The organism is Streptomyces sp. NPDC048461, from assembly GCF_055587105.1.
Map to the genome: position 1 here is coordinate 593,834 of NZ_JBVJGW010000002.1, position 21,832 is coordinate 615,665.

The 21,832-nt window shown below is 74.0% G+C and carries 22 protein-coding genes; 10 read left to right on the forward strand and 12 right to left on the reverse strand.

Annotated features, from left to right (window positions below):
- The first annotated feature begins 94 nt into the window (after positions 1-94).
- Entirely contained in the window at positions 95-1,054 is a 960-nt protein-coding gene (locus ACZ6S8_RS05480; protein WP_469452707.1) for a helix-turn-helix transcriptional regulator, read from the forward strand.
- 52 nt (positions 1,055-1,106) lie between these two features.
- Here ACZ6S8_RS05480 and ACZ6S8_RS05485 read toward each other — a convergent pair whose 3' ends face one another.
- The 3 genes from ACZ6S8_RS05485 to ACZ6S8_RS05495 all read right to left on the reverse strand — a co-directional run bounded on the left by ACZ6S8_RS05485 (position 1,107) and on the right by ACZ6S8_RS05495 (position 2,541).
- Entirely contained in the window at positions 1,107-1,529 is a 423-nt protein-coding gene (locus ACZ6S8_RS05485; RefSeq protein WP_469452709.1) for a DUF6003 family protein, read from the reverse strand.
- A gap of 109 nt (positions 1,530-1,638) precedes the next feature.
- The gene (locus ACZ6S8_RS05490) at positions 1,639-2,127 is read right to left on the reverse strand and encodes an ATP-binding protein (protein ID WP_469452711.1); all 489 of its coding nucleotides are present in this window, start codon (positions 2,125-2,127) and stop codon (positions 1,639-1,641) included.
- Positions 2,128-2,193: 66 nt separating this feature from the next.
- Positions 2,194-2,541 (reverse strand): STAS domain-containing protein, encoded by a 348-nt coding sequence (locus ACZ6S8_RS05495; RefSeq protein WP_469452713.1) that lies wholly within the window; start codon positions 2,539-2,541, stop codon positions 2,194-2,196.
- 1,151 nt (positions 2,542-3,692) lie between these two features.
- Between ACZ6S8_RS05495 and ACZ6S8_RS05500 the strand changes: the two genes are divergently transcribed.
- Positions 3,693-4,304, forward strand: coding sequence for a hypothetical protein (locus ACZ6S8_RS05500; protein ID WP_469452715.1), 612 nt, complete (start codon positions 3,693-3,695; stop codon positions 4,302-4,304).
- A 116-nt stretch (positions 4,305-4,420) separates the two neighbouring features.
- Positions 4,421-5,197 (forward strand): bestrophin-like domain, encoded by a 777-nt coding sequence (locus tag ACZ6S8_RS05505; protein ID WP_469452716.1) that lies wholly within the window; start codon positions 4,421-4,423, stop codon positions 5,195-5,197.
- 119 nt (positions 5,198-5,316) lie between these two features.
- On the opposite strand, the gene ACZ6S8_RS05510 is transcribed toward ACZ6S8_RS05505, so the two are convergent.
- From ACZ6S8_RS05510 to ACZ6S8_RS05520, 3 genes are all read right to left on the reverse strand, one after another.
- The gene (locus ACZ6S8_RS05510; protein WP_469452718.1) at positions 5,317-6,507 is read right to left on the reverse strand and encodes an MAB_1171c family putative transporter; all 1,191 of its coding nucleotides are present in this window, start codon (positions 6,505-6,507) and stop codon (positions 5,317-5,319) included.
- Complete coding sequence (locus tag ACZ6S8_RS05515) at positions 6,504-7,061, reverse strand: toxin-antitoxin system, toxin component (protein ID WP_469452720.1); 558 nt, start codon at positions 7,059-7,061, stop codon at positions 6,504-6,506. The genes ACZ6S8_RS05510 and ACZ6S8_RS05515 overlap by 4 nt, the downstream gene beginning before the upstream one ends.
- A gap of 64 nt (positions 7,062-7,125) precedes the next feature.
- Positions 7,126-7,794: a helix-turn-helix domain-containing protein gene (locus ACZ6S8_RS05520; protein WP_383918836.1), complete on the reverse strand. Its 669-nt coding sequence runs from the start codon at positions 7,792-7,794 to the stop codon at positions 7,126-7,128.
- Positions 7,795-8,012: 218 nt separating this feature from the next.
- On the opposite strand from ACZ6S8_RS05520, the gene ACZ6S8_RS05525 reads away from it, so the two are divergent.
- The 3 genes from ACZ6S8_RS05525 (at position 8,013) to ACZ6S8_RS05535 (ending at position 12,634) form a co-directional block, all read left to right on the forward strand.
- On the forward strand, positions 8,013-8,999 hold the full coding sequence (locus tag ACZ6S8_RS05525; RefSeq protein WP_469452722.1) for a helix-turn-helix domain-containing protein: 987 nt from the start codon (positions 8,013-8,015) through the stop codon (positions 8,997-8,999).
- A 120-nt stretch (positions 9,000-9,119) separates the two neighbouring features.
- Positions 9,120-10,475, forward strand: a complete 1,356-nt coding sequence (locus ACZ6S8_RS05530; protein WP_469452724.1) for a 6-phospho-beta-glucosidase — start codon at positions 9,120-9,122, stop codon at positions 10,473-10,475.
- Between the two features lie 98 nt (positions 10,476-10,573).
- Positions 10,574-12,634 carry an MDR family MFS transporter gene (locus ACZ6S8_RS05535; protein ID WP_469452726.1) on the forward strand — a complete coding sequence of 687 codons (2,061 nt, stop codon included), beginning with the start codon at positions 10,574-10,576 and terminating at the stop codon, positions 12,632-12,634.
- A gap of 63 nt (positions 12,635-12,697) precedes the next feature.
- On the opposite strand, the gene ACZ6S8_RS05540 is transcribed toward ACZ6S8_RS05535, so the two are convergent.
- Together ACZ6S8_RS05540 and ACZ6S8_RS05545 are read right to left on the reverse strand one after the other, a co-directional pair.
- The gene (locus tag ACZ6S8_RS05540) at positions 12,698-13,243 is read right to left on the reverse strand and encodes an NUDIX domain-containing protein (RefSeq protein ID WP_469452728.1); all 546 of its coding nucleotides are present in this window, start codon (positions 13,241-13,243) and stop codon (positions 12,698-12,700) included.
- Positions 13,240-13,857: a helix-turn-helix domain-containing protein gene (locus tag ACZ6S8_RS05545; RefSeq protein WP_469452730.1), complete on the reverse strand. Its 618-nt coding sequence runs from the start codon at positions 13,855-13,857 to the stop codon at positions 13,240-13,242. The genes ACZ6S8_RS05540 and ACZ6S8_RS05545 overlap by 4 nt, the downstream gene beginning before the upstream one ends.
- Positions 13,858-13,922: 65 nt before the next feature.
- Between ACZ6S8_RS05545 and ACZ6S8_RS05550 the strand changes: the two genes are divergently transcribed.
- Both ACZ6S8_RS05550 and ACZ6S8_RS05555 read left to right on the forward strand, forming a co-directional pair.
- Positions 13,923-14,945 (forward strand): NAD(P)/FAD-dependent oxidoreductase, encoded by a 1,023-nt coding sequence (locus tag ACZ6S8_RS05550; RefSeq protein WP_469452732.1) that lies wholly within the window; start codon positions 13,923-13,925, stop codon positions 14,943-14,945.
- 111 nt (positions 14,946-15,056) lie between these two features.
- Complete coding sequence (locus ACZ6S8_RS05555) at positions 15,057-16,484, forward strand: NAD(P)/FAD-dependent oxidoreductase (protein WP_469452734.1); 1,428 nt, start codon at positions 15,057-15,059, stop codon at positions 16,482-16,484.
- Positions 16,485-16,578: 94 nt separating this feature from the next.
- Here ACZ6S8_RS05555 and ACZ6S8_RS05560 read toward each other — a convergent pair whose 3' ends face one another.
- The gene (locus tag ACZ6S8_RS05560) at positions 16,579-17,658 is read right to left on the reverse strand and encodes an ATP-dependent DNA ligase (RefSeq protein ID WP_469452736.1); all 1,080 of its coding nucleotides are present in this window, start codon (positions 17,656-17,658) and stop codon (positions 16,579-16,581) included.
- Positions 17,659-17,733: 75 nt separating this feature from the next.
- On the opposite strand from ACZ6S8_RS05560, the gene ligD reads away from it, so the two are divergent.
- Entirely contained in the window at positions 17,734-18,753 is a 1,020-nt protein-coding gene (gene ligD / locus ACZ6S8_RS05565) for a non-homologous end-joining DNA ligase (RefSeq protein WP_469452737.1), read from the forward strand.
- 178 nt (positions 18,754-18,931) lie between these two features.
- On the forward strand, positions 18,932-19,192 hold the full coding sequence (locus ACZ6S8_RS05570; RefSeq protein WP_469452739.1) for a WhiB family transcriptional regulator: 261 nt from the start codon (positions 18,932-18,934) through the stop codon (positions 19,190-19,192).
- A 572-nt stretch (positions 19,193-19,764) separates the two neighbouring features.
- Here ACZ6S8_RS05570 and ACZ6S8_RS05575 read toward each other — a convergent pair.
- The 3 genes from ACZ6S8_RS05575 to ACZ6S8_RS05585 are packed head-to-tail and all read right to left on the reverse strand — an operon-like array spanning position 19,765 to position 21,813.
- Complete coding sequence (locus ACZ6S8_RS05575) at positions 19,765-20,385, reverse strand: hypothetical protein (RefSeq protein ID WP_469452741.1); 621 nt, start codon at positions 20,383-20,385, stop codon at positions 19,765-19,767.
- Positions 20,382-21,515 carry a WXG100 family type VII secretion target gene (locus ACZ6S8_RS05580; protein ID WP_469452743.1) on the reverse strand — a complete coding sequence of 378 codons (1,134 nt, stop codon included), beginning with the start codon at positions 21,513-21,515 and terminating at the stop codon, positions 20,382-20,384. The genes ACZ6S8_RS05575 and ACZ6S8_RS05580 overlap by 4 nt, the downstream gene beginning before the upstream one ends.
- Positions 21,508-21,813, reverse strand: coding sequence for a hypothetical protein (locus tag ACZ6S8_RS05585; RefSeq protein WP_469452744.1), 306 nt, complete (start codon positions 21,811-21,813; stop codon positions 21,508-21,510). Before ACZ6S8_RS05585 ends, ACZ6S8_RS05580 begins: the two co-directional genes overlap by 8 nt.
- Between the last annotated feature and the right edge of the window lie 19 nt (positions 21,814-21,832).

Sequence of the window (21,832 nt, forward strand, 5' to 3'; positions counted from 1 at the left end):
CGGCGACCGTCCCGGCCGCCTCCCCTTCCGGCCGCTGCCGCCCGTGATCGCTCCTGATCGCCCGTGACCAGGGTCCGACCCTAGGATTGAAGGCATGAACCAGGCAGGCCCCAAGGCAGAACTCGGCGACTTCCTGCGGTCCCGTCGCGGGCGGATCCGTCCCGAGGACGCGGGCCTGCGCTCCTTCGGGGGCCGCCGCCGGGTTCCGGGGCTGCGCCGGGAGGAGCTCGCCCAGCTCGCCGGCGTGAGCGTGGACTACTACACGCGCTTCGAGCAGGGGCGCGCCGGCAACATCTCGGACGCCGTGCTCGGTGCCATCGCCTCCGCGCTGCGGCTGGACGAGGCGGAGACCGCGCACCTGACCCGCCTGGTCCGCACGGCGGGACGTCCCGACGGCCGGGGGGCGGGCGCGGGGGCGACGCCGCAAGAGCCGCAGGAGGTCCGGCCCGGGCTGCGCAGACTCCTGGAGTCGATGCCCGAGACCCCCGCCTTCGTCGTCGGCCGCCGCACCGACGTCCTCGCCTGGAACCCGCTCTTCGCCACCCTCGTCAAGGACTTCGGCGCGCTGCCGCCCGAACGCCGCAACAAGGCCTGGCTGGTCTTCCTGGACCCCGAGGTGCGCGGCCGGTTCGTGAACTGGGAGCGCAAGGCGCGCGACCTCGTCGCCTACCTCCGCTTCGACCTCGGACGGCACCCGCACGACCCGCGGTTCACGGCGCTCATCGCGGAACTGGGCGAGCGGAGCCCGGAGTTCACCCGGCTCTGGGAGGAACAGGAGGTCCGGGAGACGACCCACGGCGGCTACCACCTGCGCCACCCCCTGGTCGGAGAGTTCACCCTCGCCTACGAGAGCCTGAACCTCCCCGACGACCCCGACCAGAGCCTGATCACCTACACGGCCGAGGCCGGCTCGCCCTCCGAAGCGGCCCTGCGCATCCTCGCGCGGACCGCGGCCGGCGCGTCGGCCGAAGCCGCCGCGCACCGCACCCGGCACGCCGACTCCGCCGCGCCGGGCGCGGAGCACCCGCCCGTGCGCAGCGACAGCCGTACGTAGGCGCCGTACGTAGGCCCTTCCCGCCCCCGCGGTCCGCGGGGGCGGGCGCCGGTCACATGGTCAGACGGCCGACGACCTGCGGGTCCAGGCCGGTCAGCCGGACGATCCTCGGTGCGGGGATGCCGGCCGTCAGGGCCCGGTGGACGAGGCCCTCCCAGTCCTGGGTGGTGTCCCGGAACTGCAGGAGTTCCGTCTCCACGTCCGTGACGGCCTGGGGTGCGCACTCCTGCTCCACCCGCAGCGCCTCCTCCTCGCTCAGGGGCAGCGGCAGGCGTTCGGCCTCGTCGGGGACGAACGCCTCCGCTCCGGAGGGAAGGATCCGGACCTGCTCGGAGGACGCGGAGACCCCGTGTGCCTGGAGCCAGCCCTGGACCGCCGGCGACTCGGCGCATTCCAGGGTGCCGACGGAGGCGAAGGCCGCTCCCAGCAGCGGATGCCGGTCGGGAAGGAGGAACAGGTATGCGTCATCGGCCATCGCGTGAGCCTTCCAAATCAGCCGTCAGAGGTGGCTGATGCTAGCGCCCGGGAAGCGGGGCGACCGCCACCGCCGGCCGGGTCCGGACGGGGCGGGCGTGCGGGTCGGGTCAGGTCAGGCGCAGCGTGGTGCCGATGGTCTTGCCCCCGGGGTGGCTGCTGATGTCGATGCGTTCGGCGAGCCGCTGGACCAGGGGCCACCCGTAGCCGCCCGGATGGTCGACGCTGCCGGTGCGGGAGGCGGGCACGCGGGGGTTCGCGTCGCTGACCGACAGGTGGAGGACGTCGTCCGCGATCTCCGTGTGGAAGGCGGTGATGCCGCCGCCGTGGCGGATCGCGTTGGTGACGAGCTCCGACGTGACCAGCAGGGCGTCCGCGGCCGTGACGCCGTCCGGGTCGATGCCCGCACGGTGCAGGAGATCGCCGACGACGGCGCGGGCCGCGGCCGCAGTGACCGGTCCGGCCGCCGTGACCCGGGCCGCGGCCGGCGTCGCCGGGGCGGCCGTCACCGCGGCAGCCGTCGCCGGGGCGGCCACGGACGTGCTCTCCCCGCCGCGGGTGGATCCGCGGGTGTCGTCGGGTGCTGTGGGCGGGTTCATACCGTCATCGCCTGCCCCCGGTCGTGAGGTCCATGCCGCCGGACACCGGTTCGGACGGGACGAGGGTCACCATGTCATCGCGTCCTCCAGTGTGTCCGCCATGTGGAACGCGGCTTCGGTTCCGGTGACGTCGAACAGCCGGCGGACCGCCACCTGCAGCGGGCCGACCAGGACGAGCGCCGTTCCCTTCGCGGCGTTGGCCTTGTGGGCGTCGAGCAGGGCGTGAAGGACGGAGGAGTCGGCGAAGCGCGTGCGGGACAGGTCGACCAGCGTGCGCGGGACCCCGCTCGCCGCGGCCTCGGTGAGGACCTGGGCGAGGAAGGGCGCGCTGTCCTGGTCGAGGTCGCCCCGCAGGCGGACGACGGTCGTGCCTTCGTACGTGGTCGTGGTGACCACCGGTTCGTCTCCGATCACCCCGACATCTTCCTACACAGCGGACCGGGAGTGGTCCGGCGGGGGACTTTCCGGCAGTGGACCGAGCGGTCCGGGCCGCTGGGCGGGCCGCCCGCGGAGCGCGTCAACACGGCGGCCGGCCGGGCCGGGTGATGGGTCCGCGAGGTGCCGTGCCGGTCGGATCCCGCCCGATCCCGGCCGTCCCCGTCGCCGTACCGGAGCCCGATCCTCCGTCCCGGTACGGCAGTCGCGGGCCCTCCGGCACGCACCGGCCCGGCCCGCATCGGCCCGGCCCGGTGCGGCCCGGTGCGGCCCGGTGCGGTGGCCGGGACGGTCGACTCGGCTACGCCGTCGACCGCTTGGCCGCGGGCCCGGCGGCCCCGTCGGAGGAGGCGGTGTGCACGGACGGTGCGCGTACGGAACACGACGCGGCCCGTGCGGCCGGCGGCACCGGCCGCGGGCACGGACCCGGTCCCCGCCGCCCGCCGGGGAGATCACCCTCCGCCCCGGCGGGCGGCGGGGGCCTCACCCACCGGCTGCCCCCGTCCGCCTGTGAGGCGCGCCTCGCGCGGACACGGCGGGAGAACCGCGCGCGGACGCGGGCGGCGGGGGGGCGGGGGCGGGGGGGGGGGGGGGGGGCGGGGGGGGGGGGTGGGGGGGGGGGGGGGGGGGGCGCGCGCGGGGGGGGGGGCGGGGGCGGGGGGCGGGGGGGGGGGGCGCCCCCCCCCCCGGGGGCCCCCGGCCGCCTGGGGGGGGCGCCCCCCCCCCCCCCGGGGGCCCCACCCCCCCCCGCCCCCCCCCCCCCCCCCCCCCCCCCCGCGTGGGATGCCGGTGGCCTCCGACAGCCGCCTCGCGCCGGCCACCGGTTTCGCCGCGCCTCGCCTCGGCGGGACGGCGGCAGCCGCGGGCCCCGGCAGACGGCCCGGCCGTCCGGGGCCCGCTCCGGCGCGCGGGCGGGGCGCCCGGCGCGGTGTCGCGCCGGGCTGCCGCGGGGCCGCCCCGGACGCGTTTGCGGGCCCTGGCGAGCCCCCGGCGGGGCGGTCCGCTGTCAACCGGCGGCGCATCCGGCACCCGGATACGGGATCTCGACCTGTCTGCCGCGTGTCGAACCGGGGCCGTGATCGTTTCTTCAGCCGTAACCCCTGCATCTGCTGCGGAAACGGGAGGACGCGGTGACCGCTTGGCAGTACCTCGCCGGGGCCGGCCTGGTGGCGGCCCTCTGCCCGCTGCACGGCCACGTGGCGGTAGCGGGCGACGGACACGGACACGGCCACGGCGCCCGCGTCGACCTGTGCGTGCCGGCCGCCCGGCCGGAACGCCCCGAGCGGCCCGCGCAGACCGGGCGGCCCACCGTGCGGCCGTCCCCGACGCGGCCCGCCGCGCCGCCCCCGGTACGGGCCACCGTGCCCGGCACCGGCCGGCCGACCGTGCACCACCCTGGGGTGGCCGCCCTCCCCGCGGCGCCGCCGGTGCCGCCGGACCCGCCGGGCGAGCAGAGCCCACCGGAGCCGGACGCGGAGGCCGCGGCCGCGGATCCGAAGCCGCCGGAACCCGCACCGGGCGCCGCGCCGGCCTCCGCGCCGGTCCGGGCGGCCGCACCCGCCGCGCTCCGGGCGGGTGCCGTCGCCCGGGTGAGCGCCTTCCACGTGCGCCCGTACCGCTCGGTGGCCCTGGCGCGGCGCGGCCCGGGCGGCCTGTCCCCGCTGATGCTCATGGTCGTCGTCACGACCCCGGCGGTCCTCGCGGCCGCCGCCCTGCGGCCGCGGTCCAAGGGCCGCGCCTGATCCGCCGCGCCGGGCGCCCCGCCGCCGGCCCGTCGGCCGACCCGCCGACCGGCTGAACCGCAGATCCCCAGATTCGCCGATCCACCGATCCACCGATCCACACCGGGAGAACCAACGTGTCCCAATGGCTGGTCCTGGCCATCGCCATGGCGCTCGTCTGCGCCGTCGTCCTCACCATCACCACGATCCGGCACCGCCGGGCCGCCGATGACGAGGACACCAGCGAGACCCCCGACGTCATCGAGTACATGACGATGATGGTGGGCGTGGTCTACGCGATCGTGCTGGGCCTCGCCATCGCTGGCGTCTGGGAGGCGCGCGGCGCCGCCGAGGACAGCGTCCGCCGCGAGGCCCAGTCGCTGTACGAGGTGACCCAGCGCGCCGACGTGTACCCGGCGCCGGTGCGCGACCGGATCCGCGGCGAGGTGGACGCGTACGTCTCCCACACCGTCGCCGTGGACTGGCCGCTGCTGGCTTCGGGCGAGGGCGCCTCCGCGGAGGGTGCCCAGCTGCTCGGCAAGCTGCGCAGCGACGTGACCCACCAGAGCCCGGCGACCGAGCTCCAGGCGCAGGCCTACCAGCCGCTGCTGGACCACATCGCCGCCGCCGACGACGCCCGGCACTCGCGGGCGCAGAGCGACGAGTCCACGCTGCCGGGCGTCGTGTGGTTCGGCCTGCTGGTCGGCGGTGTGGTCACGGTGGGGCTGATCTTCACCCTGCAGATCCGCCGCTCGGGGCGGGAGCTGCTGCTGGCCGGGCTGTTCAGCGCCCTGATCGTGTTCCTGCTGTTCATGGTGTGGAGCTTCGACGCTCCCTACGGCCGGGACGGGGTCGACTCCGCCGGGCCCTTCCAGGAGCTGTTCCCGACGCTGGCGGTGGCCGCCGCCCGCTGACCGGCACGGGACCGAACGCCGGCCCGCCGCGGCCTGCTCACCGCGGTGCGCCGCTCGCCGCGGTGCGCCGCGCCGGTCCGCCCGGCGCCGTCGGCCGAGTCCGGCGGCCGGTTGCGCCGTCAGCCGAGTCCGGCGGCCGGTTGCGCCGTCCGCTGCCGTACCGCCTGGACCACCGGCGAGTGCCGCAGGGCGTGGGAGATCCGCAGCAGGTCCCGCGGCCCGTCGGCAGTGTCGAGCACCGTCTCCTCGCCGGCCCCGGTGACCACGTTGCCCTCGGGGTCGGCGGACCGGGCCCGGACGGCCGCGGTGACCATGGCGGCGTCGGCGACCGCACGGGCGGTCTCCTCGTCGGCCCCGTCCTCGGCGGCGCTCTCGTAGGCGCCGTCGCGCAGGTCCCGGTCGAAGTACGGTCCCAGGTTCAGGAATCCGTCGTGGATGTCCGACTCGCGCTGGATGACCCGCAGTTCGGCCGCGGCCCACCAGGACATCCGGACGGAGGGAGTGCCGTCGGGTGCGGAGATCTGCACCTCGTGCCAGAGCGCGCCGAGCCTGCGGTACGTCGTCCAGCTCTGCCAGTTGTCCGACATCCGCTGGCAGACGAGCGGGACGACGAAGCCCAGCGCGCTGATCAGCGCGCCGATGGCGGCGAGCGGCGGGGCGACGTAGGTGCTCAGGTCGTCGAGGTCGTGGCCGAGCCACCGGGCGACGACCGCCGACATCTTCGTGGCGTCGTAGGTCAGGTTGAAGATGTAGCCGGACACGATGATCATCAGGCCGACCCGCAGCCAGCCGCGCACCTGGAGCGACCAGCGCCAGCACATGGCCACCATCACGACCGCGGCGACGTGGTGCGCCAGCAGGTACAGCCCGATCATCTGCCGCATGTACGGGGTGTTGGCGTAGTACGTGTCGAAGTCCCGCAGCCGCTCGACCGGTGCGTCCCCGAGGACGAACAGCACGATCAGGGCGACCACGACCGTGCTGTAGCCGATGATCCAGCGCCGCGAGACCCGGCGGGTCTGCTCGGGCGGCCCGCCGCGCCAGTTGACGACCAGGACCAGGCACGAGGCGCTGAAGGCGGTGATCAGGCAGTACACGAGGGGGGCCGAGACGTTGGTGATCCCGGTCCAGCGGTTGACCGCCTCGATGGTCGGCGGGGCGGCGAAGGTGAAGACCGCGCCGGCGAGGGTCAGCAGGGCGCAGACCGAACGCAGGAGCGGGTCGCGCCAGTTGTGCCGCAGTGCGGGCAGTTTGAAGGCGAGTGCGATCGCCATCGCGGCTGCCGGTATGTAGTAGTCCTGGCCGTTCAACGGTCGTTCCTGTGCCCCCGGTATCCGAGCGAGGCCTCGATGCGGCCCGCCAACTGGTCACGCTGCGCCGGGGCCCGATGGCCGACAGAACCGGCCAGCCAGGTCCGGCACCTGCTGCCCAACAGTAAGCCGAAGGTTTCCGCCTCGGTCTCCTCCTGGACATCGGCGCGCGTGCGCGCCGCGACGCGGCGAACGGTTTCGCCGATGTCCGCCTCGTCGGACAGCAGTCGGGCGGCGACGGCCGCGCCGTCGACGTGGTGGCTGCAATGGCCGGCCTTCATGTGCCACAGCTCGTGGCCCAGGATGACCAGCTGGTGGTCGGGTGCGGTGCGTTCCTCGATGACCACGAGATCGCGGTCCGCCATGTCGAGCCACAGGCCGCTGGCCGTCCCCGGCGGGAACGAGGCCATCCGGAAGTCCACCCGGCGGCCGCGGTGTTTGCTCATGCCCTCGCAGAGGGCGGCGTAGAGGTCCACGGGTTCCACGGGGGCGGTGAGCCGGATGCCGGCCACCAGCTCCCCGCACAGCCGCCGCTGCTCTCTGCCTATGCTCACCGTTCTCCCCGTCGGCGCGGATCCGGATCAGGACTCAAGGATCAGACCCAGACTTTCGACTGGGTCACGATTCATTCGGTTTGACGCTTTCGAGGAGCATGTCCAGCCATTCGGTCACCTTGTCCCGGTGCTTGTCGCTGGGCAGTTGGGCGGCGCGCCAGGCGATGCCCCGCACACCGTGGTTCTGGAGGAGTCTTGCCAGCGGATCGCCCGCCGAAGCGGCCGAGGCGGGTGAGGTTTCCCGCGCGCGCCCCGCGAAGTCCTGGAGCAGCTGCTGTTCGGTGCGCTGGAGGGCGTCGGTGAGGGCGTCCGCGTCGTGCGCGGTGAGGAATCCGGCATGTACCCCGAAGAAGCGCTGGATCGCGTCGCAGTGCTCCATCGTGGGGCGGCGGTCGCCGTTGATCAGTGCGCCGGCCTGCTGCCGGGACATGCCGGCGCCGTCGGCGATCTCCTGCTGCGTGTAGCGGCGGCCGTTGGGTTTGACCCGGGTGCGCCGCAGCAGGTCGAGGCGCTGGAGGAAACGGGTCTGCAGGTCCGGTTCGCCGGCGGGCCTGCCGTCGAGCAGGATCCGGACCACGTCGGCGGGCACGCCGGACGCTTCGGAGAGTCGGCGCAGGTCGAATACCTGATTCGCGTCGCGGCCCATCTTGCCCGCGAGTTCGGCAACGCGTGTGACGGTGGCGGCCAGGGGTGCGTGGGCCACCGCGACGGGAGCCGGGAAGCCGTCTGTCACCAGTGGTTCTCCTAGATCGCGCGAAGTCGGTTCGGGCACATGGTCGGCTTCTGGAATCTATCCGTTCTCGCCCCGAAGGGCTAGAACGTGCCACAGCTGTGGCGGGAATGAGCTGTCGCGAGGCTGGAATTGCCACGATAGTTGACACTCGAATGAAGTCGGTAGCAGGATCGCCACACGGAAATGAAGATCCAGACCGTGAGGAGGGGGAGCTCTCGGTGCTACATCTCGCAGCGGTGGGCCCGTCCGATGGCCTCGCCCGAGCCGGTGAGGAGCGCCTGGCGGGCGAGGAGTCCGCACGCGGCGCCGTGCGGTCGGAGCGACGCAAGGAGATATTGCGCCAGCGTCGCGAGGAACTGGGCCTGAGCCAGGAGGACCTCGCCGCACGGCTGCGCATCAGCGTGCGCGCGTACGGGAATTGGGAGCGCGGGCTGGTCAAGGAATGGACGGACCGCAAACTGCTCGCCCTGGCCGAGGCGTTGGAGATGAGCGAGCGGCAGTGCTTCTGGCTGTTCCGCGTCATGGTCGACCGCGACCCGCCGCCCACGTGGCGCGCCGCGGAGGAGAACCGGCTCCCCGAGGATCCGGCGCAGCGCGACTACCTGTGCGACTACGCCGCCCTCATGGAGTCCGTGCCCTACCCCAGCTTCCTGGTGGACCACCGCTGGGACGTCGCGCTCACCAACTCGGCCTTCGACCAGCTGTTCCAGACGGTACGGCCGCACCCGACGGCCCTGCCGGACGACAACTTCCTGCGCTTCGTGCTGTTCCACCCGGACGCCGCCGGAGTGCTGGACGACCACGAACCGGCCTGGTGCGTGCCGCTGTTGGCCCGGTTCGCGAACGCGCTCGCCGCGGCGCCGGACGACGAGGGGCTGCGCAGCATCCGCCAGGAGGTCGCCCGCGACCCGTTCATGGAGGCCGCCTACCGGTACGGCGTCCCGCACTGGCTGAGCACGCACGGGGCGGACGCCGCCGAACCGGACGGGGCGGTGCGCACCGTGCGCCACCCCGACCCCCGCCGGGGGCTCGTCCGCTGCCGGATGGTGGCCGAAACGAGCCGGATGCTCGACGCGATGGGGCTGACCCGGATCACGCTGATCCTGTCCGCCCCGCAGGGCGCGCCGACCGGTCCGGTCCGGGAGAGCGGGCCCGTACAGCAGCAGGGCGCCCGCCTGCGCGCCGTGCCGTCGCTCGGGCAGTAGCCGGCCCGGGCAGACTGGTGTCCCCGCGGCGCGTCCGCGCGGCGGGGATGCCACGGATCGTGGCACCGGCCGCCCCACGGCCGGCGCCCGGTCCGGCCACCGGTGAAGGGCGGTTCGGACGTGCGGCTGACGATCCTCGGAGGAGGCGGGTTCCGGGTACCCCTCGTCTACGGCGCCCTGCTCGGCGACCACGCGCAGGGCCGGGTCACCCACGTGACGCTCTACGACGACGACCCCGGGCGGCTCGCCGCCATGTCCCGCGTCCTCGCCGACCAGGCCGCCGCCGCCGGAGTGCCGGACGCCCCGGCCGTCACCGCCACCCGTGACCTCGACGAGGCCCTGCGCGGCGCCGACTTCGTCTTCTCCGCCATCCGCGTCGGCGGCTTGGAGGGGCGCGCCGCGGACGAGCGGATCGCCCTGGCCGAGGGGGTGCTGGGCCAGGAGACGGTGGGCGCGGGCGGCATCGCGTACGGCCTGCGCACCGTGCCCGTCGCCCGGGAGATCGCCCGCAGGATCGCCCGTACCGCCCCAGAGGCGTGGGTCATCAACTTCACCAACCCCGCCGGGCTGGTCACCGAGGCGATGGCCGAGGAACTCGGCGAACGGGTCATCGGCATCTGCGACTCGCCCGTGGGCCTCGGCCGCCGGCTTGCGCGGCTGCTCGGCGCCGACCCGCGGGAGGCCTGGATCGACTACGTCGGCCTCAACCACCTCGGCTGGGTGCGCGGGCTGCGCGTCGCCGGCCGCGACGAACTGCCGCGGCTGCTGGCCGACACCGAGGCGCTGGAGTCCTTCGAGGAGGGCCGGCTCTTCGGCGCCGAGTGGCTGCGCACCCTCGGCGCCGTCCCCAACGAGTACCTGCACTACTACTACTTCAACCGTGACACCGTACGGGCCTACCAGGAGGCCGAGCGGACCCGCGGCGCCTTCCTGCGCGACCAGCAGCACGGCTTCTACGCCGAGGCCGGCCGGACCGGGCAGCCCGCCGGAGCGGCGCTCGCCGCCTGGGACCGCACCAGGGCCGAGCGCGAGGCCACGTACATGGCCGAGAACCGCGAGGCGGCCGGCGTCGGCGAGCGCGACGAGGCCGACCTGGAGTCCGGCGGCTACGAGAAGGTCGCCCTCGCCCTGATGCGGGCCATCGCCCGCGACGAGCGCGCCACGCTCATCCTGAACGTCCGCAACGGCTCCACGCTCTCCGTCCTGGACGCCGAGGCCGTCATCGAGGTGCCCTGCCTGGTCGACGCGAACGGCGCCCACCCGGTCGGCGTCGCCCCGCTGCCGCTCCACGCGGTCGGTCTGGTGACCGCGGTCAAGGCCGTCGAGCGGGAGGTCCTCGCGGCCGCGGCGAGCGGTTCCCGGGCGACCGCCGTCAAGGCCTTCGCCCTGCACCCGCTCGTGGACTCCGTCGGGGTGGCCCGGCGGCTCGTGGACGGGTACGCCGCCGCCCACCCGGGCATGGCCCACCTGCGCTGAGGCCCGCCGCGGCGGGCCCGGAGCGGGGCGCCGCGGGATCTCACCCGTACGGCGGCTTGCCGCATGCGGGGCGCCGGGGGCGCTGTGAGAGTGCGAGGGTGACCACTGCCCCCGCCGTAGCCGCGGCGCCACCCGTGCTGGACCGGAGGCGGCGCAACGTCATCTTCGGCACGATCATGCTCGGCGTCCTGCTGGCGGCCCTCGACCAGACGATCGTCGGCACCGCCCTGCCCACGATCGTGGCGGACCTCGGCGGCGCGGCCCACATGTCGTGGGTGGTGACCGCCTACCTGCTCGCGGAGACCGTCGCGACGGTGCTGGTCGGCAAGTTCGGCGACCTCTTCGGCCGGAAACTGATCTTCCAGGTCTCCGCGGTCATCTTCATCACCGGCTCGTTCCTGTGCGGGCTCGCGAGCAACATGACCCTGCTCATCCTGTGGCGGGGCGTGCAGGGCATCGGCGCCGGCGGGCTGATGGTCACCTCCATGGCGCTGATCGCCGACGTGGTCCCGCTGCGCGAACGCGGCAAGTACCAGGGTGCGATCGGCGCCGTCTTCGGCGTCGCCACCGTGATCGGACCGCTCCTCGGCGGCCTCTTCACCGACCACCTCAGCTGGCGCTGGTGCTTCTACGTCAACGTCCCCATCGCGATCCTCGTCGTCGTGGCCGCCGCCAAGACCATCCCGTCCGTGCGCGCGGCCGGGCGGCCGGTGATCGACTACCTGGGCATCGCACTCGTCGCGATCGGCTCCAGCGCCCTGATCCTGGCCACCAGCTGGGGCGGCAACGAGTACGCCTGGGGCTCGCCCGTCATCATCGGGCTGTTCGCGGGCGGCGCCCTCGCCCTCGCCCTGTTCTGCCTGGTCGAGACCCGCGCGGCCGAACCGATGCTGCCCATGCGGCTGTTCCGCAACCCCGTCTTCTCGGTCTGCTCCGTGCTCAGCTTCGTCGTCGGCTTCGCCATGCTGGGCGCGATGACCTTCCTCCCCACCTACCTCCAGTACGTGGACGGCGACTCGGCCACCGTCTCCGGCGTACGGACCCTGCCGCTGGTCGTCGGCCTGCTGATCGCCTCCGTCTTCAGCGGCAACGTCGTGAGCAAGACCGGCCGCTACCGGATCTTCCCGATCGTGGGCAGCCTCGTCATGGGCGCCGGCCTCTACCTGCTGTCCCTCATGGGCCCGCAGAGCGGCATCTGGCTGGAATCGACGTACATGTTCGTCCTCGGCGTCGGCATCGGCCTGTCGATGCAGGTCCTCACGATCGCCGTGCAGAACACCGTCGACTACGCCGACCTCGGCACCGCCACCTCGGGCGTCACCTTCTTCCGCACCCTCGGCAGCGCCTTCGGGACCGCCGTGTTCGGCACGATCTACGCCAACACCCTGGAACCCGCACTGGAGAAGGCCGTCGCGGAGGCGGCCCGCGCCACCGGCACCGACCCCGCGCAGCTCGGCGCCGCCGCGCAGAGCCCCGAAGGCGTGCACGGCCTCGACCCCGCGGCGGCCGCCCCGGTCATCGGCGCCTACACGGAAGCCCTGCAGACGGTGTTCCTGTGGACGGTGCCGGTGGCGGCGGTCGGGTTCGTCGTGGCCCTCTTCCTCAAGCAGGTGCACCTGCGCGACAGCGCCCGGGCCGGATCCACCGACATGGGCGACGGCTTCGGTTCGCCGGCCACGGCCTCCGGGGACTCCGCGAAGCTGCTGGAGCTGGCGGTCGGAAAGCTCGTACGGACCATGGGGCCGGACACGGCGCGCGGGATCGTCCACGCCTCCGACACCCGGCTCGACATGGCCGGCGCGTGGACGGTCATGCAGGTCGACCTGATGACCCGGACGGTCGGGTACGCGAGCCTCGGCCTGATGGCGGGACGCCGGTCGCTGCCGCCGGAGGTGCTGCTCCCGGTCTTCGACCGGATGACGGAGGAGGGCTTCCTCAGCCGCGAGGGATCCTTCTTCACGCTCACGCCGGCCGGCCGGCGCGAGGCCGACGTCATCTCCGCGGCGTGGGCCGGCTGGCTCGGCGACCAGCTGGAGAAGGACCGGGGCCGGCCGCGGAGCGCGGAGCTGAGGGTGGCGGCGGACGCGATCGCGAAGCGGCTGCTGGCGGAGGACCTGGGGGACGGGAACTTCGCGCCGCGGGCGGAACTGCGCGCGTAGCGGGGGCCGCGCCCGGGGCCCGGAGGTTCGCGGACCCGGGCCCGGCCGGGCCCGGGTCCCGGGTCAGGCCCGACCCGGGGTGTGCGCCCGGAGCGGGTAGTCGTACGCGGGCACGTGGGGCAGCGCCGTCAGCTCCGGGCGCCAGGTGCGCAGGACGGCCGCCGAGGGGGCGTAGAGGGCGGTGGGGATCTCGGCGGGGGCGAACCACCGCCAACGGACGATCTTGTCCGGCTCGGTGACGGCCGGGACGCCCCGGGCCGTCGTGGTCACGGCGGCGGCCGTCAGCCGGGTCGTGCCGGTCGCGTCGTCGATCCGTACCGCGAGCACGCGCACCCCTTCGGGGGCCACGCGCAGGTCCGTCTCCTCGGCGAGTTCCCGGGCGGCGGCCTGCTCGAAGCCCTCCCCGGGGTCGACCTTGCCGCCCGGCAGCTCCCAGCGTCCGTCGTGCGCCTGGCCGAGCAGCACCCGGCCGTCGGCGCCGACCACGACCAGCCCGACGCCGACGACGGCGTTGGGCCGCGGGGCGGCCCGCTCGGGGCGCGGCTGCCCGGAGCCCCGGGGGCCCGCGGCGGGCGCGGGGTGCTCGGGGTGCTCGTCGGGGGTGCTCATGGGCGTCCTTCCGTCGGGGTGGTGGGCCGGGCGCGGACGTGCATCCGCTCGCCCTGCGGACCGAACAGGCTCAGGAACTCGGCGGGCTGCGGGCCCGCGTTGAGGAACGCGTGCGGGGTGCGGGTGTCGAACTCGGCGGCCTCGCCGGGGCCGAGGACGAGGTCGTGCTCGCCCAGCAGCAGCCGCAGACGCCCGGACAGCACGTACAGCCACTCGTAGCCCTCGTGGACACCGAGCTGGGGCTCCGGCGGCGGCCCGTCGGTGGCCGGGAGGATCTGCTTGAAGGCGTGCAGCCCGCCGAGGTTGCGCGTCAGCGGCACGTAGGTGGTTCCGTGCCGGACGAACGGGCGGGGGCGGACACGGGGATCGCCCGTCTCCGGGGCGCCGACCAGCTCGTCGAGCGCCACGCGGTGGGCCCGCGCGAGCGGGAGCAGCAGTTCCAGGGTGGGCCGTCGCCCGCCGGACTCCAGCCGGGACAGCGTGGAGAGGGAGATCCCCGTGGTCTCGCTGAGCTGGGCCAGCGTGGTGCCGCGCAGGCGGCGCAGGGCGCGCAGCCGCGGCCCCACGGCGCTGAGCACGCCCGCGAGCTCCTGGTCCTCTTCCTTGGTGGCCATGGCTCCATTTGCCGGTTCGGCAACGGCATTTGTCAAGCGGGCACGTGTCGGCGCACGCTCGCGGTATGGACGAAGAACACGCCGAGCCGACGGGCCGGGCCACCGGCGCCCAGCAGCCCCAGCCGGACGAGCCGTACGAAGTGGTCGTCGTGGGCGGTGGCGCCGCCGGCCTCGCCGGGGCGCTCACCCTGGTCCGGGCGCGCCGCTCGGTGCTGGTCCTCGACTCGGGCAGCCCCCGCAACCGGCGCGCCGCCCACCTGCACGGTTACCTCGGGCACGACGGCGCGAGCCCCGCCGGCCTGCTCGCCCGGGGGCGGGCGGAGGTCACCGGCTACGGCGGCCGGATCCGTACGGCCACGGCCGTCGCCGCCGACCGGCTGCCCGACGGGGGCTTCCTGGTCCGCTGCGGGGACGGTTCCACGGTCCGCGCCGGTCGGCTGCTGGTCGCCACCGGTCTGGTGGACGAGCTTCCGGCCGTACCGGGCCTCGGGGCGCGCTGGGGGCGGGACGTGCTGCACTGCCCGTACTGCCACGGCTGGGAGGTCCGCGACCGGGCGCTCGCGGTGCTGGCGGACGGTCCGTCGGCCGTACGTCAGGCGCTGCTCTGGCGGCAGTGGAGCGAGCGGATCACCCTGCTCGCGCAGACCTGGACGCCGACCGCCGAGGACCGGGACCTGCTGGCGGCCCGGGGCGTCGAGGTCGTCGGGGGAGAGGTGACCGGCCTCGTCGTCGACGACGACCGGCTGGCAGGGGTGACGCTGGCCGGCGGGGGATCGGTCGCGTGCCGCGCGCTCGTGGTGGCGCCGCGGTTCACCGTGCGGTCCGGCGTCCTGAGCAGCCTGGGGCTGCCCGCGCACCCGGTGGCGCGGGACGGACGGGTGGTCGGGACCGGTGTCGACTCCGATCCGGCCACGGGGGCCACCGCCCTCGCGGGGGTCTGGCTGGCGGGCAACGTCGCCGCTCCGACGGAGAAGCTCGCGGGCGCGGCCGCCCAGGGCGTGCGCGCCGCGGTGGCCATCAACGCCGACCTGGTCGAGGCGGAGGCCCGCTGGGCGCTGGAGGCCCGCCGGGCGGGCGGAATCGGATAGGCCCGGACGTACGAACTGATGTCGGACAACCGTACGGGTTTCGGTCGCCTCCGGCCCGTGCAGGCTCTGGCGGTGTGATCGTCGTACGGTTCATCGGCTCAGGAGGGCGCAATGGCACACGTGCTGGTCATCGGCGGAGGAGTCGGCGGTCTGGCCACGGCCCTGCTCGCCGCCCGGCAGGGGCACACCGCCGAGCTCTTCGAGCGGGACACCCGGGCGCCCGGCACCGCCCTCGACCGCGACTTCTTCGGCTGGCGGCGGCCGACCGTACCCCAGGCGACCCAGCCGCACGCCCTGCTCGGCGCCGCCCGCAACGTCCTGCGGGACGAACTTCCCGACGTGCACGCGGAGATGCTCCGGCTCGGAGCCCGCGAACGCCACGAGCTGGACTGGTTCGAGGAACGCCCGCCCGCGCGCCCCGGGGACGAGGACCTCGTCATGCTCCAGGCCCGCCGCATCGTGCTCGAAAGCGCGCTGAGCACCTCGCTGCGCGCCGAACCGGGCGTCGTCGTGCGGTACGGCGAGCCCGTCACCGGCCTGACCACGGTGCCCGCTGCTGCGGATCGGGGTGCGGGCGGGGAGCCGGGCTCGGCCGCGTGCGTCCGGGTGACGGGTGTGACCACCGAGGTGGGGAGATACGCCGGGGACCTCGTCGTGGACGCCGGCGGACGGCGCGGCGGCACCGAGCAGCGGCTCGCCGCGGCGGGCTGCCGGCCGCCGGTGGTGGAACGGCACCGCACGGGACTCGCCTACTTCTGCCGCTGGTACCGCCTGCCCGAGGGCACGTCCGAGGGGCCGCGCCGGCCCTGGGCGGTGACCGGGGGATCCTTCGCCGGGTGCGCCGTCTTCCCCGCGGACAACAGCGTCTTCGCCGTCACGCTGTTCGTGCACACGGCCGACGCGACGCGCTCGGCGCTGCGCGATCCCGCCGTGTTCGAGGCCGCCGCCCGCGCCTTCCCGCCGGGGGAGGTCTGGCTGGGCCTGGGCGCCGCACCGCTGTCGGAGGTGCTGGCCACCGCGAGCCTGGACAACCGGTGGAGCGCGCTCGTCGACGAGCGCGGCCCCGTGGTCAGTGGGCTGGTGCCGGTCGGGGATGCCATCGCCCACACCAACCCCACCCTCGGGCAGGGCACGTCGCTCGCCCTGTGGGCCGCGCGCAGGGTGGCCCGTACGGCGCACCGCGATCCGGCGTCGGAACGGTTCGCCGCCGAGCACCACGACTGGGCGGTCCGCACGCTGAAGCCGTGGTTCGACTTCCAGGTCGTCGCCGACTCGGCCATCGGGGAGCGCTTCGCGACGCGCGCCGGCCGTACGGGGACGGCGCGCGAGGTCGCCGCCCTGTTCGACTGCGCCCTGGAGGACCCGGAGGTGATGCGGGCGCGGGCCAGGGTCCGCCACCTGGCGGATCCCCCGGAGCGGGCGTACGCGAACCCGGAGGTCCGGGCCCGGGTGGGGCGCTGGCTGGCGGCGCGGCCGGAGTACGCGCCGAACGAGGTGGGGCCGGACCGGGCGGCGTGGGAGAAGCTCACGTCGGGGTGAGCCGGGGCGGGGAGCCGTGGGACGCCCCCCGGGGTCACCAGGCGGCGGCGGGCGTCAGCCGGGGGGTGGGGGCGTCGGGCGGTGGCGGCGGGCGTCAGCCGGAGGGTGCGGGCGGTGGGCCGAGCACCTCGGCGAGGTCGTACCGGACGACCTCCTCCAGTTGCGCGTAGGTGCAGCTCTCCGGCAGCCGGTCGGGCCGCCACCGGCGGAACTGGGCCGTGTGCCGGAAGCGGTCGCCCTCCATGTGGTCGTACTTGACCTCGATCACCCGCTCGGGGCGCAGCGGCACCCACGACAGGTCCTTCTTGCCGGTCCAGCGGCTCTGGGCGCCGGGCAGCCGGGCGCCCTCGTGGGCGGACTCCTCGGCCCAGGCGGCCCACGGATGCTCCTCGGGGTCGGGCATCCGCAGCGGTGCGAGCTCCTCGACCAGCTCGGCGCGCCGCTTCATGGGGAAGGCGGCGCAGACGCCGACGTGCTGGAGGACGCCGTCGCCGTCGTGCAGGCCGAGCAACAGCGATCCGACAATCGGACCGCTCTTGTGGAAACGGAAACCCGCGAGGACGACGTCGGCCGTACGCTCGTGCTTGATCTTGAACATGAGCCTGGCATCGGGCCGGTAGGGGAGATCGAGGGGTTTGGCGATCACCCCGTCGAGCCCGGCGCCTTCGAACCGCTCGAACCATTCCTGCGCCAGCGCGGGGTCGGTGGTCGCGGGCGCGAGGTGAACGGGGGGCCGAGCGGTGGAGAGTGCCCGGGCGAGCGCGGTACGGCGTTCGGTGAGGGGGGTGTCGAGAAACGCCTCGTCGCCGAGCGCGAGCAGGTCGAAGGCGACGAAGGACGCGGGCGTCGTCCCGGCGAGGAGCTTCACGCGCGAGGCGGCGGGGTGGATCCGCTCGGTCAGCCGGTCGAAGTCGAGCCGCCCGCCCTGAACGATCACGATCTCGCCGTCCACGACACAACGGGCGGGCAGGTTCTCCTTCAGGGCCGCCACCAGCTCGGGAAAGTACCGGGTCAGCGTCTTTCCCGTCCGACTGCCGATCTCCACCTCGTCGCCGTCGCGGTGGACGATGGCGCGGAAGCCGTCCCATTTGGCCTCGTACTGCATGCCGGCCGGAATCCTGGCCACGGACTTGGCGAGCATCGGCTTCACGGGCGGCATCACCGGCAGATCCATGCATCCGATTGTGCGTCGGCCCGTCCGGGCCCGCCCGGTGTGCGCACCCGCGCGGGCGCGCCTACCGTGGCGCTCATGGGTGCTGCCGGTAGTGCGATCGAGCTGGACGCGGGCGGGCGGACGGTACGGCTGTCCAGTCCGGACAAGGTGTACTTCCCGGAGCGCGGCCTCACCAAGCGGGACGTGGCCGAGTACTACCTCGCGGTCGCCGACGGCATCACGCGCGCCCTGCGCAACCGGCCCACGACGCTGGAACGGTTCCCGGACGGCGTGGAGGGCGAGTCCTTCTTCCAGAAGCGGGCACCGAAGAACCTGCCCGACTGGATCCCGACCGCCCACATCGCCTTCCCGAGCGGCCGCTCGGCCGACGAGATCTGCCCGACGGAGCCGGCCGCCGTGCTGTGGGCGGCGAACCTGGGCTGCCTCACCTTCCACCCCTGGCCGGTGCGCCGCGAGGACACCGACCGCCCCGACGAACTGCGCATCGACCTGGACCCGCAGCCGGGCACCGACTACCACCACGCGGTGGCGGCCGCCCATGAGCTTCGGGTGCTGCTGGAGGAGCTGGGGCTGCGCGGCTGGCCCAAGACCTCGGGCGGGCGCGGGCTGCACGTCTTCGTGCCGATCGCACCGCGCTGGACGTTCACGGAAGTCCGGCGGTGCGCGATCGCCCTGGGGCGGGAGTTGGAGCGCCGGATGCCCGGCAAGGTCACGACGGCGTGGTGGAAGGAGGAGCGCGGCGAGCGGATCTTCGTCGACTACAACCAGACGGCGCGCGACCGCACGATCGCCTCCGCCTACTCCGTCCGCCCGCGCCCGCACGCCCCGGTGTCGGCGCCCCTGCGCTGGGACGAGCTGGACGACGCGGAGCCCCGCGACTTCGACATCGTGACGATGCCGGCCCGCTTCGCCGCACTGGGCGACCTCCACGCGGACATGGACGAGCACGCCTTCGCCCTGGACGCGGCACTGGAACTGGCGGAACGCCACGAACGCGACCACGGCCTGGGGGACATGCCCTACCCGCCGGACTACCCCAAGATGCCGGGCGAACCGAAGCGCGTCCAGCCGAGCCGCGCCAAACACGACTCCTGACGGAAACCCCGCCCGCCCGGGCCGGACGTGTCCGTCGCGTCCGGTTGCCACGGTCTCGGCGGGCTACCGCTGTCAGTGGCGGATGCGATGCTGGCCGAGGCCGCTGGATTCGGGTCCGTGACCAGGGATTGATCGGTCGTTGATCAGACGTCCATCCGCGCGGGTCAGTATCTCCGGCATGTCGATGAACACCACCACCACCGCTGCCACCACCGCCACATCCACCGCTTGGTACGAGCTCGCGCTGTGCGCCCAGACGGGCCCGGGCTTCTTCTTCCCCGAGCCCGGCTCGTCGCTGCGCGACGCGAAGCGGTTGTGCGGGGCGTGCGAGGGGCGGGCGGCGTGCCTGGAGTACGCCCTGGACAACGACGAGCGCTTCGGAGTCTGGGGCGGCCTCTCCGAGTCGGAACGCCTCGTGCTGCGCCCGCGCCGCCGCTGATCAGGTCCGGGTCCCCTTCCCGCTGCGCCGCATCAGCCCGACCCGCAGCGCCAGCCCGTCGTCCCCACCGCTCCACCCCTCCGCAGGCACCTTGTCGGGCACGACCCGCACGGGATAGTGCCCCCCGACGGGAGAAACGACCCCACCGAACCGGGGATCTCCCGCGAACCAGATCGGCCCATTGCCGCCACTCTTCTTGTCCGTGAGTTGAACGGGAAAGGGGAACATGCGGAACGTAGGAGCGAAGCCTGCCGAGAACCCGACGGAGATCACTGACGGGCGTCGGGGATCGTGCCGGCAGTGAACCTCGCACCAGGGGTAAGCCCGCAACACGGAGGCGACGCGTTGACGCCGCCAATAGGCGATTGCCACTACGGGGAGGAACGGGGCTAACAGGGCGATTACCGCAGCAGGGAGCAGAGGGGGGAAGTTGACCGGCCCAAGCGCACATGCCACCGCGACGATGCAGGCAGCGCTGAAGGAGCCCAGCCAGGCGGCGCGCCGAGAAGCCAAACGCCTGTAGCCCAGGGATGTCGGGCGGTGATCCCATGCCACTTTGGCGAGCACGCCTGTCACAGCAGCACCTCCAGAAGGCGGGACGTCCTCGTCGATCCCGCAGGGCGGGGGTTGGGATCGGTAAAGCTGAGCGTGTGGGCTACGGCCTCCAGGATGCTGACGTACGCATCGGCGTAGCCGACTGCAGCGCTGGTCAAGTCCAGAATCAGAATGTGTTGCCCCTGTGGATCCGTGGTGATGACCCTGGCCTGAAATGGATGGTCCCCTACCCCATCCGGTGAAATCTGCCCAGCGACCAGGCAACACGGCAGCCCCGAAGGCAGGTCGATCAACCTGCGCATCGGATCTCGCCACAGTGTGGAACGGGCGATGGCCAGGGCCGTCTGTGCCACGGAGACCCGAGGATTCGGGTGTCCGGCAGACCGGACCGTGAGTGAGAACAGGGAGGTCGCGATGCCAGCGGGGTCATCCGGGTGCAGACCGATCGACGTGTATGCGACATCGTGGGTGTGAAGGCTCGCCAGCCCCTTCATGAGCTGCGCGATGTCGTCTTGTGCGGCCGGGCTCGCGAGAGCTTCCGCTACCGCCTCGAGGGCGGGCCGGTCGCTCGGGCTGATGTCGTGGAAGCCTGGAGGCAGTCGAAACCAGAGCGGTGGCGCAGCGTCATCACTCTTCATGGCCGCATCGCCGCCCAAGCACTGGCCGCCTTCGCAGCGCCCGAAGGCGCGTCGTCCAGGACACCGCGGGTGCCGTCGACTGCCGTTGCGGCTTGTTCGACGGATGGATGGTCAGAGACGTAGCCGGAGCTTGCTGTCACTGCCCCGAGTGCCGGTGCAACAAGGCCCACAGACTTCCTGACCGTCGGATCGGTCGACCGTACTCCCCACGTGATCAGGGGGTTCTCGACCTCCTGGATGGCCAGGCCCGTCGACCAGGTCGTGCTGCGGAACGCCGACGCACCCGGGGACAAGCCCGTCAGGGCGCTCGCTTCCGGGGCGGCCGTCATGGCCGCCCGGGCCGCCGCCGTGCCGGCCTTGGCGCCCGAGGCGACCGCCGCGACGCCCGGGACCGAGCCCGCCGTGTCGCCCAGGAGGGTTACCGCGCTCTTCCAGAAGTCCGCGTCGAACTCGCCCTTCGCCGCCCCGTCCACCAGCGGTTTGCGGAACTTCGGATCCGCCAGGTGCGTCGTGAGCGCCGCCAGGGACAGGCCCCCGGCGACCAGCATCACCGCCAGTCCCGCCGGCGGGCAGAAGAGGGCCACCCCGGCCCCGATCGCGCCCAGGATCGCCGACGCGTTCGACAGCGCGTCCCCCGGATCATCCGTGATCTTGCGCCAGAGTGACGCCAGTGCGCCCGGTTCCTTCGGCGCCAGCCGGTCGGCGGCCGCGTCCAGGGTCCGGGCGATCCGGCGGGCCGCCGCGCCGTGTTCCGAGGCGAGTTCCCGGGCCAGGCGGCGGGCGTCCGCCAAGGCCGGCTCCGTCTTCGCGGCGGCGGCCTGGGCTTCGTACCGGGCCGCCAGCGCGCGGTGTGCGACCAGGGTGTCGTGCCACGCGGTGAGCCGCTTGGCGGCCTCCGCGAGGGAGGTGTGGGCCGAGCCCAGGTAGCGGGGGAGGTCCTGGGAGAGGGAGGCGCGGAACGCCGTGGCGGCCTCGCCCTGCCACGCCGCACTGTGGGCGACGAGCGACTTCATGATGCGGGAGGCCTCGCCGAGCGAGGCCGCCGAGGTGGAGAGCTTCTTCGCCAGGGCGAGCACCGCGGCCGGATCTCCCGGTGCCGGGTCGAAGCCCAGCGCGGCGTGCTCAGCCACGGGAGGCCTCCGCCGCCGCGCGGAAGGCCGCGCGGACGGCCTTCTCCAGCTCCGCGTACTCCGCGGCGCTGCGGTCCACGCCCTCGCGCACGGCCTTGACGCGCTTGGTCAGCTCACGGGCGCCGTAGGACCATCTCTCCTGGAAGCCGTCGCAGGACTTGTCCAGGTCCGCGGTCCCCAACTGGTCGGCCCGTACGTGGTCCAGGGCGCGCCGGGCCTCCCGGAGGGAGACCAGGGAGGAATCCAGGGCACGGGTCAAGCGGGTCAGCTGGTCGATGTCCACCTGGAGCGAGGTCATGACGCGAAACCCTGGCAGA